The organism is Pseudomonas putida (assembly GCF_026625125.1).
GTDB lineage: Bacteria > Pseudomonadota > Gammaproteobacteria > Pseudomonadales > Pseudomonadaceae > Aquipseudomonas > Aquipseudomonas putida_X.
The window spans coordinates 3,936,615-3,950,243 of sequence record NZ_CP113097.1 but is presented as its reverse complement, the minus strand read 5'-3'; the positions used below and the strand labels follow the sequence as shown (position 1 = coordinate 3,950,243).

General features: G+C 63.9%; 8 protein-coding genes and 1 pseudogene. All 9 read left to right on the top strand.

Annotated features, from left to right (window positions below; translation table 11 throughout):
* Positions 1-7 precede the first annotated feature (7 nt).
* The 9 genes and pseudogenes from kdpB (at position 8) to OSW16_RS18295 (ending at position 13,566) form a co-directional block, all read left to right on the top strand.
* A complete protein-coding gene (kdpB, locus tag OSW16_RS18330; protein ID WP_267817392.1) occupies positions 8-2,062 on the top strand; it encodes a potassium-transporting ATPase subunit KdpB in 2,055 nt (684 codons plus the stop codon).
* Between the two features lie 10 nt (positions 2,063-2,072).
* Complete coding sequence (gene kdpC, locus OSW16_RS18325) at positions 2,073-2,624, top strand: potassium-transporting ATPase subunit KdpC (RefSeq protein ID WP_241807025.1); 552 nt, start codon at positions 2,073-2,075, stop codon at positions 2,622-2,624.
* Positions 2,625-2,773: 149 nt separating this feature from the next.
* On the top strand, positions 2,774-5,428 hold the full coding sequence (locus tag OSW16_RS18320; protein ID WP_267817389.1) for a sensor histidine kinase: 2,655 nt from the start codon (positions 2,774-2,776) through the stop codon (positions 5,426-5,428).
* Complete coding sequence (locus tag OSW16_RS18315) at positions 5,425-6,120, top strand: response regulator (protein WP_241807023.1); 696 nt, start codon at positions 5,425-5,427, stop codon at positions 6,118-6,120. The genes OSW16_RS18320 and OSW16_RS18315 overlap by 4 nt, the downstream gene beginning before the upstream one ends.
* 397 nt (positions 6,121-6,517) lie before the next feature.
* On the top strand, positions 6,518-8,290 hold the full coding sequence (locus tag OSW16_RS18310) for a GGDEF and EAL domain-containing protein (protein ID WP_267817387.1): 1,773 nt from the start codon (positions 6,518-6,520) through the stop codon (positions 8,288-8,290).
* A 39-nt stretch (positions 8,291-8,329) separates the two neighbouring features.
* Positions 8,330-9,043 (top strand): annotated as a pseudogene (locus OSW16_RS27170) (PAS domain-containing protein); the annotation flags it as partial.
* A 78-nt stretch (positions 9,044-9,121) separates the two neighbouring features.
* Entirely contained in the window at positions 9,122-9,628 is a 507-nt protein-coding gene (locus OSW16_RS27165; protein WP_418942205.1) for a methyl-accepting chemotaxis protein, read from the top strand.
* Between the two features lie 134 nt (positions 9,629-9,762).
* Positions 9,763-11,115, top strand: a complete 1,353-nt coding sequence (locus OSW16_RS18300) for a spinster family MFS transporter (protein ID WP_267817383.1) — start codon at positions 9,763-9,765, stop codon at positions 11,113-11,115.
* Between the two features lie 201 nt (positions 11,116-11,316).
* The gene (locus OSW16_RS18295; RefSeq protein WP_267817381.1) at positions 11,317-13,566 is read left to right on the top strand and encodes a TonB-dependent receptor; all 2,250 of its coding nucleotides are present in this window, start codon (positions 11,317-11,319) and stop codon (positions 13,564-13,566) included.
* Positions 13,567-13,629: the final 63 nt, after the last annotated feature.

The window sequence follows — 13,629 nt, the reverse complement described above, 5'->3', positions numbered from 1 at the left end:
ACCGACCATGAATATGCCCATTCCTGAAGTGAACGCCCGGCACAGCGCCAAGGACCAGACCCGCTTCGCCGCGCTGTGGCGCCCGGCGCTGGTGCAGGCATTCGTCAAGCTTGACCCGCGTCACCTCAAGCGCTCGCCGGTCATGCTGGTGGTGGCTTTGACCGCCGTCTTGACCACCGTGCTGTGCTTTGCGCCCGGCAGTGACGTGAGCACCGGCGTTGCCGTGCAGATCGCGTTGTGGCTGTGGTTTACCGTGCTGTTCGCCAACTTTGCCGAAGCGCTGGCAGAGGGCCGGGGCAAGGCCCGCGCCGATAGCCTCAAGGCCGGCAGCCAGGGGCTGACCGCAGAGCGCCGGACGCGCGACGGCACGTTCGAGACCGTTGCCGCTGCGCAGTTACGCAAGGACGACGTAGTCCGTGTGGTGGCCGGCGAGATGATCCCAGGTGACGGCGAGGTGCTCGAAGGCATCGCCGCGGTCAACGAAGCGGCCATCACCGGTGAGTCGGCGCCGGTGATTCGCGAATCCGGTGGTGACCGCTCGGCTGTCACGGGCAATACCCGGCTGGTTTCCGACTGGTTGCTCATTCGCATCACCAGCAACCCTGGCGAGTCGACCCTGGACCGCATGATCGCCCTGGTCGAAGGCGCCAAGCGGCAGAAGACGCCCAACGAAATCGCGCTGGACATTCTGCTGATCGGCCTGACATTGATCTTCCTGATCGTCGTGGTGACGCTGCAGCCATTCGCTCACTTCGCCGGCGGCAGCCTGCCACTGATTTTCCTCGCGGCACTGCTGGTGACGCTGATCCCGACCACCATTGGCGGCCTGCTGTCGGCCATCGGTATCGCCGGCATGGATCGCCTGGTGCGCCTTAACGTGATCGCCCGCTCGGGCCGTGCCGTGGAGGCGGCCGGTGACGTGCACACACTGATGCTCGACAAGACCGGTACCATCACCTTTGGCAACCGCCGCTGCAGCGCCCTGCATGCCGCCACCGGGGTGACTGCCAAGGAACTGGGCGAAGGTGCCTTGCTCGCTTCGCTGGCCGATGACACAGCCGAAGGCAAGTCGATCGTCGAGTACCTGCGCCAGTTGCATGACTTCGTCGAGCCGGACGCGGGGCAGTACAACGCCGTCGCCTTCAGTGCCGAGACACGCCTGTCGGGCATCGATTTCCAGCAGCATTGCTACCGCAAGGGCGCCGTTGATGCCGTGCTCGCCTTCGTCGGCATGCAGCGCCTGGAAATGCCGCTGGCGCTGACGCGTGAAGTTGAACGCATCGCCCAGAGTGGTGGTACGCCACTGCTGGTGTGCGTGGACAAGCGCCTGCTCGGTGTGATCCACCTCAAGGACGTGGTCAAGCCTGGCATCCGCGAACGCTTCGCCGAGTTGCGCAAGCTGGGTATTCGCACGGTGATGGTGACCGGCGACAACCCGCTGACTGCCGCGGCCATCGCCGCCGAAGCCGGTGTTGACGACGTGCTGGCCGAAGCCACGCCGGAGAAGAAGCTGGCGCGCATCCGCCAGGAGCAGAATGACGGCCGCCTGGTGGCCATGTGCGGCGACGGTGCCAACGACGCCCCGGCCCTGGCCCAGGCTGACGTGGGCATGGCCATGAACGACGGTACCCAGGCTGCGCGCGAAGCCGCCAACATGGTCGACCTGGACAGCGACCCGACCAAGCTGCTGGACGTGGTCCAGGTGGGCAAGGAGTTGCTGGTGACCCGTGGCGCGCTGACCACCTTTTCCATCGCCAACGACGTGGCCAAGTACTTCGCCATCCTGCCGGCGTTGTTCGCCGCCATCTACCCACAACTGGGCGTGCTCAACCTGATGCACCTGGCCAGCCCGCAGAGTGCGATCCTTTCGGCCATCGTGTTCAACGCGCTGATCATCATCGTACTGATCCCGCTGGCGCTGCGCGGTGTGCGGGTACAGGCGGCCAGTGCTGCTCATCTGCTGCGACGCAACCTGCTGATCTACGGCCTGGGCGGCATCATCGTGCCATTTGTCGGGATCAAGCTGATCGACCTGCTGCTCAACGCTTTGCACCTGGTCTGAGGAGGCCACCATGAACACATATGTACGCCCGGCGCTGAGCCTGATCCTGTCACTGGCAGTGGTCACCGGTGCGCTGTATCCACTGGCGGTGACCGGGGTTGCGCAAGTGGTTTTTCCGGAGCAGGCCAATGGCAGCCTGGTGCGCGATGAGCAGGGCAAGGTGCGCGGCTCGGCACTGATCGCCCAGGATTTCCAGGGCGATGGCTGGTTCCATTCGCGGCCTTCGGCGGGGGCTTATGCCACCGTGGCCAGCAGCGCGAGCAACCTGTCGCCAAGCAACCCGGCGCTGGCCGAACGGGTCACGGGCGATGCCGCGAAGCTGTACCAGGCTGGGCAGGGGCCGGTGCCGCAGGCCTTGCTGACCACCTCGGGCAGTGGCCTGGACCCGCATTTGCCACCGCAGGCCGTGGCCTACCAGATTGCGCGGGTGGCGGCGGCGCGCCAGATACCGGTAGAGCGCTTGCAAGCCCTGCTGGAAGAGGCCACCCTCCACCCATTGATCGGGCCGCCTGTGGTCAATGTGCTGGCCCTTAACCAAGCGTTGAGCAAATTGGGGTCATGAATGTGGGGCCGCTTTGCGGCCCAATCGCCGGCAAGCCGGCTCACACAGGTCGTGCACAACTTTCCAAAGCTGTGAACCGCCTGTGGGGGTCGGCTTGTCGGCGATGCAGGCCCAGAAAAACCGATCGTGGCGCTATTGAAGGATGAAGCATGAGTGACGCAGCCCGCGCAGACGCGCTGTTGGCCAACCTGCCGCGCGAAGGGCGTGGCAGGCTCAAGGTATTTCTCGGTGCAGCACCCGGGGTGGGCAAGACCTACGCCATGCTCCAGGCGGCCCACGCCCAACAGCGCCAAGGCGTGCACGTACTGGCAGGCGTAGTCGAAACCCACGGCCGCGCCGAAACCGAATCACTGCTGTCTGGCCTGGTCCAGCAACCTCTGCTGCGCAGCGAATACCGTGGTGTCACCCTGGAAGAAATGGACCTGGACGGCCTGCTCAAGGCCGCCCCGGATCTGGCCCTGGTCGACGAACTGGCCCACAGCAACGCCCCGGGCAGCCGTCACGCCAAACGCTGGCAAGACGTTCAGGAACTGCTAGCCGCCGGGATCGACGTGTACACCACGGTCAACGTCCAGCACCTGGAGAGCCTCAACGACAAGGTGCGCGACATTACCGGCGTGCACGTGCGTGAAACCCTGCCGGACTGGGTGCTGCAGGAGTCCTTCGAACTGGTGCTGATCGACCTGCCGCCGCGCGAGCTGCTCGAACGTCTGCGTGAGGGCAAAGTCTATGTGCCCGAGCAGGCTCGGGCTGCGATCGATGCCTATTTTTCCCAGACCAACCTCACCGCGTTGCGTGAGCTGGCCATGCAGGCCGCCGCCGCACAGGTCGATGCCGACCTGGCCCACGGCTACCGCCAGCGTGGCCAAGAGGCGCCGGCACTGCGCGGGCGTCTGCTGGTGGGTGTCGATGGTGACGACCAGGCCGAACGCCTGGTGCGCCATGCCAGCCGGGTTGCGCAGCGTCGGCATTTGCCCTGGAGCCTGGTGCATGTGGACAACGGGCGGCTGCGCGACGAAACCGCACGGCAGCGTTTGCAGGCGGCGCAACAACTGGCTGAGCGCCTGGGCGGGGAAGTGGTGCTGCTGCGCGCAGGCGAGGTGGCACGCACGTTGATCCAGCATGCCGTCGAGCGCCGAGCCAGCCTGGTGCTGGTAGGCCAGTCTCGGGACCGCCTGCGTCGTCGCCTGTTCGGTGCAGGCGTGGCTGCCCGGTTGCTGCGTGAAAGCCACGGGCTTGAAATCAACGTGCTCGACCGCGATGTCCAGCCGGCCCCGGCACGTTCGACCGTGCGACGGGTGTGGGTATGGCGCCACTATCTGTTGGCACTGGCTGCCACCGCGCTGGCGACGGGGTTGTCCTGGGCGGTGTCGAGCGTGTTGGCGCTGCCCAATATTTCGCTGGTGTTCCTGGCCGCCGTATTGCTGGTTGCGGTGCGCAGCAGCCTGGGCCCGGCCTTGGCCTGTGCCGCCTTGTCGTTCCTGACCTATGACTTCCTGTTCATCCCGCCGAATTTCTCCTTCAGCATTCAGCGCGAAGAAGACGTGCTGACGCTGGTGTTCTTCCTGTTGATGGCTGCGCTTACCGGCAACCTCGCTGCGCGTCAGCGCCGGCAGTTGCAGGCCCTTCGCGAAACCCAGGCGCAGACCAACCAGTTGCTCGACCTGTCGCGACGGCTCACGGTCGCCACCGACCGGCAAGCCGTGTTCAACGCCGCCGGCCAGCACCTCAATGGCTGGCAGGACGTGCACGTCTGCCTGCTCGAACGCAACCCTGAAGGGCAGTTGCAAGTGGCCAGCGGCCAGGCTCAGGCCCTGAGCGACAACGAGCGCGCCGCCGCCGAATGGGCCTGGCAGCATGGGCAGGCCGCTGGCCATGGCAGCGACACCCTGCCTAACGGCCGCTGGTGGTGGTGGCCATTGATCGTCGACGATCATCCCCTGGCCCTGCTCGGCGTGCGCCCCCAGTCCGGCGAACCTCTCAGTGCCCAGCGCCGCCGGCTGCTCATGGCACTTGGTCAACCGCTGGCCCAGGCGCTGGCCCGGGCTCGCCTGGCCGAGCAACTGGAAGCCGCTCGGCTGCACGGCGAGACCGAGCAGTTGCGCAGTGCACTGCTGGCCTCGGTGTCCCACGACCTTCGCACACCGCTGACCGCCATGCGTGGCAGTATCGACAGCCTGCTGGCGCTGGGCGAGGCCATCCCCACCGAAGACCGCCGCGAACTGTTGGAAGGTACCCGCAACGAAGCCGAGCGCCTTGACCGCTATATCCAGAACCTGCTCGACATGACCCGCCTGGGCCACGGCGGCCTGAAGCTGGCCCGCGACTGGGTCGCCCCGGCCGATATCGTCGGCAGTGCCCTGAACCGCCTTCGCGTGGTGCTCGCGCCGCTGCGCGTGCACACCGAGGTGCCCGCCGAGTTGCCGTTGCTGTTCGTGCACGCCGCGCTGATCGAACAAGCGCTGATCAACGTGCTGGAGAACGCGGCCCGCTTCTCACCTGCCCAAGGCCGCCTCGAACTGCAGGTGTCGGTGCACGAAGCGCAATTGCGCTTCGCGGTCAGCGATCAAGGGCCTGGTATCCCCGTGGCCGAGCGCGAGAAAATCTTCGACATGTTCTACACCGCGGCCCGCGGCGACCGTGGCGGGCAGGGCACTGGCCTGGGCCTGGCGATCTGCCAGGGCATGATCGGTGCCCATGGTGGGCAGATCCTGGTCAGCGAAGGCATCGATGGCCATGGCACCTGCATCACTCTATGCTTGCCCTTGCCCCAACAACCCGAAGCCGAAAGCGAAACCCCATGAGCCAGTCCGCCACCCTCCTGGTCATTGACGACGAACCGCAGATCCGCAAGTTCCTGCGCATCAGCCTGGCCTCCCAAGGCTACAAGGTAATCGAGGCGGCCACCGGTAGCGAAGGGCTTGCTCAGGCTGCCTTGGCCAAGCCTGACCTGGTGGTGCTCGACCTCGGCTTGCCTGATATGGACGGGCAGCACGTACTGCGCGAGTTGCGCGAGTGGAGTGCGGTGCCGGTGCTGGTGCTGTCGGTGCGTGCCAGCGAACTGCAAAAGGTCGATGCGCTGGATGGCGGGGCCAATGACTATGTGACCAAACCGTTCGGCATCCAGGAGTTTCTGGCCAGGGTCCGTGCGCTGTTGCGCCAGGTGCCGCAAGCGGGTGGGGGCGAGGTGACCGCGAGCTTTGGGCCGTTGACCGTGGACTTCGCCTTTCGCAAGGTGACGCTTGAGGGCGCGGAGGTGGCATTGACGCGCAAGGAATACGCGTTGTTGGCGCAACTTGCCGGGCATCCGGGGCGGGTCATTACCCAGCAGCAGTTGCTCAAGGATATCTGGGGCCCGACACACGTGGAGAACACCCATTATCTGCGGATTGTCGTGGGGCATTTGCGGCAGAAACTGGGCGATGATCCAACAGCACCGCGGTTCATCATCACCGAGGCTGGGGTGGGATACAGGCTGGTTGCGCCTTCCTCCTAGGGCCGTTGCCAGGCAAGCTGAACGTCAGTTGGCGCGCAAACCGAAACACCCCCTCCATTACTCCCCCCTTTTCTGAAGCGTCGCAGCAGCCCGCCAGTTGCCGCGACAGCGCCTCCATTCGCGCTTTTTGCCAGGCGCAGCCTGGGGCGCGACCGTTCATTCCTTTGTACGCTATTTTTATTTTGTACAGGTATGCAGCCGTGAATTTGCCGTATTCACGGCGGATGGGTCTTTCCTGGCATCAAAATATTGTACAGTCATCTGGATTTGTACAGGTTTTGTCGGTACTGTTGAATTCCTCGCAGGAGCGCGGAACGTTCAAGGGAGTGATCAAGTCTCAATAATGGCCTATAGCCATAACCTAGTTGCCATTCCGATCGGGGCAGGTGAAATGAACATGAATGTCGCCCCAGTGCCGTCCAACGAAGAGCAGCGCCTGGCTGCGGTCGCCGAGTGGTGTGTTGCGCACCAGGACTGCAGCACCGAACTGCGCACGCTGGTCGAATGGGCCGGACGGTACTTCAGTGCGCCGATATGCCTGATCTCGATCGTAAGTGAGTGCCAGCAGTGGTTCATGGCCAAGACTGCATTGGAGGCCGACAGTACGCCGCGGGATGTCGCGTTCTGTGCCCACACCATTCTTCAGGCGCAGCCGCTGGAAGTACTGGATGCGACGCTGGACCCGCGCTTTGCCGACAACCCGCTGGTCACCGGTGCGCCCGGCATTCGCTACTATTGCGGCGCTCCGCTGCTGGTAGACAAGCAGGTCGCGATTGGCAGTTTCTGCATCATCGATACGGCCCCGCGTGCGGCCTTGGATGATGCCCAGCGCGGGATGTTGCAGGCATTCGCCGACATGGCGGTGCAGATCATTGCCGGCATACGTCGTCGAAATTTCTACGACCAGCCGACCGGGCTGTTCAACCGGGTGAAACTGGAATGCGACGTGCAGACGCGCCTTGAACGCCATGATGCCCTGACCGTGGTGGTGTTCGACATCATGCCGGCGCAGGTGCTGACGCACATGATCAAGGTGTTGGGCTACAACTTCGCCCACGACCTTACCCTTCAGGTGAAAGACCTGATCGTCAGCCAGCTTGATTCCGATCTGGCGCTGTACAAGATCAGCCCCACCCGGTTTGCCGTCATCGTGCACCAGCACCCGCTGGCAATGTGCGCTCGGGTCATCGGTGTGCTGAGCCACCCTGTGCTGTGTCATCAGATTCCTGTCCTGCTGGATGCCTCGGTCGGTATTTCACCGGTCAGCCGCTGCGACGACGATGGCAGCCTTGACTGGTTGCGCCGTGCGGTCGGCGCCGCCGACGCGGCCCGTGGCAACCCGGGGCGCTGCGCGCACTATCAGCCGGAGGTGGACGCGGCACAGCGCAGGGCCTTCTCCCTGCTGACCTCCCTGGGGGCGGCGCTGCAGCGCGATGACGAGCTCAGCCTGCACCTGCAGCCGCGCGTCGAACTGCAAGGCCATACGTGCAACAGCGCTGAAGCGCTGTTGCGCTGGCGCCACCCGCAATTGGGAGATATTTCCCCTGCCGAGTTCATCGCCCTGGCCGAGAAAACCGCGCTGATAGCGTCGATCAGCCTGTGGGTGATGCACGCGGTGTTGAACATCCTGCAACACGCTCAGGCGCCAGACTTACGCATCAGCATGAATGTCACCGCGCGCGACCTGGAGAGCGCAGCATTCATGGACGCCTTGCTCGCTGAGCTCCAGCGCAGGGCCATCGCGCCGGGCCGCCTGCAGCTGGAGTTCACGGAAAGCGTGCTGATCGAGCAACCCGAAGAAGTGCGGCGGCAATTGCTGCGCGCCCGTCGGGCCGGGATCGACGTCGCCATCGATGACTTTGGTACCGGCTATAGCAACTGGGCCTACCTCAGCCGCATTCCTGCCACGCTGGTGAAACTGGACCGTTCGTTGATCCAGAAGGCCACGCACAGTGCCAAGGACCTCCTGCTGGTGCAGTCGCTGGTGGGGCTGGCTAACCAGCTCGGTTACCAGGTGGTGGCCGAAGGCATCGAAACCGCTGAACAGCTCACCTGTGCCAAGGCCTGGGGTTGTGCCCAGGCGCAAGGCTATTACCTGGCGAGGCCCATGCCACTGGCCGCCTTCCAGACGTGGTACTGCAACAACCGGCTTCGCTGGTCGCAGTCCTGATTTGACTTATTCGTCGCTTATCCTCAGCAGGTAGCCAGCATGTTCAACCGGCAATTGAAAACCACGCTCGCCGAGCGTGAACGCGAACTGGAAAGCCTTCGGCAATGCCTGGAGCAGATAGAGCAGGCCGGTTTTTTTCTGCGGCTCGACGGCGATTGGCGGATCCTCGACTGCAACCTCGTCAGTGCGGCTGCGTTCGGTGTGACGGTGGATGCCTTGGCCGGCACCTCCTTGAAGCAATGGCTTCCCGCCCAGGCCTTGGGCGGGTTGGCCAGCGCGCTTGCCAAGGGTGCGCCGGTGCACGATGACATGAGCCTGAGCGCGGCCAATGGCAAGTCGGCGTGGTGGCGCCTGGGCTGGTATCCGCGGTTGGATGCACAAGGGCGGGTATGCGAGGTACGGGCATTCGGGCGCGACGTGTCGCAAGAGGTCGGGCTGGCCCGGGAGAACCAGGCGCTGCTCGACGCGCTGTTACGCTCCAGCGCGGTCATCCAGTTCGACCTGGCAGGCAATGTACTGGCCGCCAATGACACGTTCCTCGCGGGCATGGGCTACCGCCTCGATGAAGTGGTGGGTAAGCATCACCGGATGTTTTGCTGCGCAGAAGACACCGCCAGCCCGGCTTATGCAGAATTCTGGCGAACGCTCAACACCGGCCGCTACGTCACTGGCCGCTTCCGCCGGCTGGACCGGCACGGCCAGGAAGTGTGGCTGGAAGCCAGTTACAACCCGGTGAACGACGCCCAGGGAAAACGGGTGCGGGTGGTGAAATTCGCCTCGGTGGTGACCGCACAGGTCCAGCGCGAAGAGGCTATCAGGCAGGCTGCGCAGATGGCGCTGGAGGTGTCGCGCGACACCGTGGGCGGCGCGTCCGTGGGCGCGGCGGTGGTGCAGCAAGTGGAGCAGACCATGCAGGGCATGACCCAACAACTGCAATCGGCCGGCACGACGATCACTGCACTGGGTGAGCAATCGGTATTGATCAGCTCGATCGTGCAGACCATCGGCGGCATCGCGGCGCAGACCAACCTGCTCGCGCTCAATGCAGCCATCGAAGCGGCCCGCGCCGGCGAGCAGGGCAGGGGCTTTGCCGTGGTAGCCGACGAAGTGCGAAAGCTGGCGGCGCGCACCAGCACCGCTACCGATGAGATCGTCTCGGTGGTGGCGCATAACCAGACCCTCGCCAGCCAGGCCGTGGGCGAAATAGAAACCAGCCGCAGTCATGCCACGCAGAGCCTGCAGCTCGCCTCGCAGGCAGGTGAGGCGATTGGCGTGATCCTGCAGGGCGCGACGGGTGTGGTGAACGCTGTAGAGCGAGTGAGTCAGGATTTGCGTTGAGCCGGGCCGGCGTACCGTTCAGCGGGCATCGCTCGGTATCAGCGCGGTCAATGGTGGCAGACGCACAGCTGTTGGCCCTCTAGATTCGTGTGGCGTGCTGGAAGCCCCGAACAACAATAAAGAGGGACCTGACGATGCCGACCGCCATCCAAGCGAACAACGCCTGGCGAATCCTGTTGCTGCTGTTTCTGGCCAACCTGTTCAATTTCTTCGATCGCACCATACCCGCCATCATCATCGAACCGATTCGCCTGGAGTGGCACCTGAGCGACTTCCAGATCGGCCTGATCGGCACCGCCTTCACCCTGGTCTATGCCATCGCCGGCCTGCCACTGGCACGGCTGGCCGACACCGGCTCGCGCAGCCGGCTGATGGGCTGGGGCCTGATGGCGTGGAGCGGGCTGACGGCAGTCAACGGCATGGTCGGCAGCTTCTGGAGCTTTCTGCTGGTGCGCATGGGGGTGGGCATCGGCGAAGCCAGCTATGCGCCTGCCGCCAATTCGCTGATCGGCGACCTGTTCCCTGCCGAGCGGCGGGCACGGGCGATGGGTATCTTCATGCTCGGCCTGCCGCTGGGCCTGTTGCTGGCCTTCTTCACCATTGGCGCCATGGTGCAGGCCTTCGGCAGCTGGCGCGCACCGTTCTTCATCGCCGCTGTGCCGGGTGTGGTGCTGGCGTTGTTTTTGTTCCTGATCCGCGAACCCGCACGCGGTGCGGCCGAAACCGTAGCCGTCTCCCAGGCGCCACTGGACCGGCCCCTGCGCCGCGTACTCAGCGTGCCCACCTTCGCCTGGCTGGTGCTCGCGGGCCTTACGTTCAATTTTGCGTCGTACGCCTGCAACTCGTTCATGGTGCCCATGCTGCAGCGGTACTTCGAGCTGCAACTGCAACAAGCCGCAGTGGCCACCGGGGTCATCGTCGGTGTGACCGGTCTGGTTGGCCTCACTCTGGGTGGCTGGGTGGCCGACAAGGTGCATCAGCGCTTTGCCAACGGCCGGCTGATGTTCGCCGTTTTGAGCATGCTGGTCGCCACGCTGGCCACCGCCTGGGCGCTGCATGCCGGGCGGATCGAGCTGGGCCTGTTCGTGGCGCTGTTCGGCGTGGGCTGGCTGTTTTCGTACAACTTCTACACCTGCGTGTACACGGCCATCCAGGACGTGGTGCAGCCTCGCTTGCGCGCCACGGCCATGGCGCTGTATTTCGCCGGCCTCTATCTGCTGGGCGGTGGCTTGGGGCCGGTGGTGGTCGGTGGGCTGTCGGACCATTTCGCCGTCGCCGCCATGGATGCAGCGGGGGAGGTACTAATGAGCGAGGCGTTCAAGGCCCAGGGGTTGCACGACGCGATGTACCTGATACCGGTGGCGCTGATGTTGACCATGGTGTTTCTGTTGGCCGCGTCGCGCTGTTTCAGTCGCGATGCGCAGCGCATGCGGGAGGGGATGGTGGCTGACAGCGAAGCCGCGGTGGGCCGGGCTGTTCAGGCCTGAGTATTTTTAGCTGAAAAGCGGTCTGCGCGGGCGCTGCAATCCAACCCCAGGCATCGGTGGCTTGCTCGCGCTGTGACGGCTCGAAATGCCACTGGTCCTATAGATGGCATTTGGCCTTGTTTCAGGTTGATGCTCATATATGGGAAGCATTATCATTCACGCCATCACTCTAACTCACAATTCTTTGTCAGGATTTGTACGATGGCGTCTCGCTTCCCATCGCGCCCAGCCATGCTGGCGCTCTGCTGTTCCGTAACGCTGATGGCGCAAGCGGCCGAGCCTATTCAGCTCGACGCCACTGACGTCAACGCCGACGCCGTCAAGCCCACCCCCGGCGCGCTGCCCGAGGCGTTCGCCGGTGGCCAGGTCGCCCGCGGCGGCAGCATGGGTGTGCTGGGCAATCAGGACAACATGGACGTCCCGTTCACCCTGACCAGCTACACCTCCAAGCTGATCGAAGACCAGCAGGCGGAGGACATCGGTGACGTGCTGGCCAACGACCCGTCCGTGCGCGAGTCGTTCGGCTTCGGCAACCAGTCGAAGGTCTTCGTGATACGCGGGCTGCCGCTGGCAGGGGATGACATCTCTTTCAACGGCCTCTACGGCATTCTGCCGCGCCAGATCATGTCCACCGACGGTGTGGAGCGTGTTGAAGTATTCAAAGGGCCCAATGCGTTTCTCAATGGTGTGAGCCCGACCGGCACTGGCCTTGGTGGTAACGTCAACTTGCAACCCAAGCGTGCTGGCGATGTTCCTACCCGCCGTTACACCCAGGACATCAGTGCTGATGGGCGCATCGGCGAGCATCTGGACATCGGCCAGCGCTTCGGCGTAGACAACCGCTTTGGCGCGCGGCTGAACCTCAGCCAGCGTGAAGGTGAAACCGCTGTTGACGATCAGGACCAGCGGACCAAGCTATTCGTTGCCGGCCTGGACTACCGCGGCGACACGGTGCGCATCTCCACCGACTTCGGTTACCAGAAGCAGCGTATCAACCACCTGCGCAACTCAGTGCGCCCAGGCACCGCCACCCAGGTGCCAACCGCACCGGATGCCAGCCACAACTACGGCCAGGCTTGGAGCTACAGCGAGTCGGAAGATACCTTCGGCATGATTCGTGGCGAATGGGACCTGAACGAGAGCTGGACCGCCTATCTGGCCGGTGGTGCGCGCCATACCCGCGAGCATGGCACCTATGGCACGCCGGTGCTGGTGGGCAATAGCGGCACGGCTACGCTCTCCGGTTCGGATATCGTCCACGGCGAAGACAACACCAGCTTCAGCGCCGGCCTCAATGGCCGCCTGCAGACCGGGCCGTTCAGCCACCAGATTGCCGTGGGCGCCAATACCCTGTGGACGCAGGCGGAAAACGCCTACACCTTTTATCGCCCAGTCCCTGGCAATACCAATATCTACGACAAGGTCACGCTGCCCAAGCCAACCGACGGCTACCTCACCGGTGGTGAGATGGGTGACCCCGGTGTGACCGGCAAGACCCGTAACCGCAGCATCGCTATTTCCGACACGGTGGGCATGTTCGATGACCGTCTGTTGCTCACTTACGGGGTGCGTCGTCAGCAACTGCGCATCGAAAACTATTTCTATGACGGTACCACTTTCAATGGCGTCGCCAACCCGGCCAATGACGGAAGCCGTAACGGTCCTGCTTATGAAAAGGGCGTGACTACGCCTGTCTATGGGATCGTGTACAAGGCCACCGACAGCATCTCGGTTTACGCCAACCGCATCGAAGGGTTGGCCCAGGGCCCGACGGCGCCGGCGAACACTGTCAATGCCGGGCAGATGTTCCCGCCTGGCCGAACCAAGCAACTTGAGGCAGGTATCAAGCTCGATAAGCAGACCTACGGCGCGAACCTGGCTGTGTTCCGCATTGAAAAACCGTCCGATGGCTATACCGAGGGTACTACCTACATTCGCGATGGCGAGCAGGTCAACAAAGGCCTGGAGCTGAGTGTCTACGGCGAACCGATCGAAGGTTTGCGCCTGATGGCCGGCGGTACCCGCATGGCGTCGGAGCAGAAAAAGACTGCCAACGGTACCAATGACGGCAACCACGCCATCGGCGTGCCGACTTTCCAGCTGAACGCCAGTGTCGACTGGGATGTGCCGGGGGTGCCAGGGTTGGCACTCAATGCCCGGATGCTGCGCACCGGCGGCCAATACGTCGATGCCGCCAACGACCTCAGCCTGCCGACCTGGAACCGTTTCGATGCCGGTGCACGCTACAAGCTGAAAGTCGCCGAGAAGGACCTGACCCTGCGGGTGAACGTGGAAAACCTTACCGACAAGAACTACTGGGCTTCAGCCAATGGTGGCTACATGACTCAGGGCGATCCGCGGTTGGTGAAGTTCTCGGGCACGATTGATTTCGGATCCGGAGCGCTTGCTCCACTGTGCGGGCTGCCTAGCTCCAGCGCTGCGCTTGCGTAGCTGCTGGAGGGGCTCGTCTCGCGATGAGGGGTTCGTTGGCGCTGGGCCTTATCAGGCCAACAC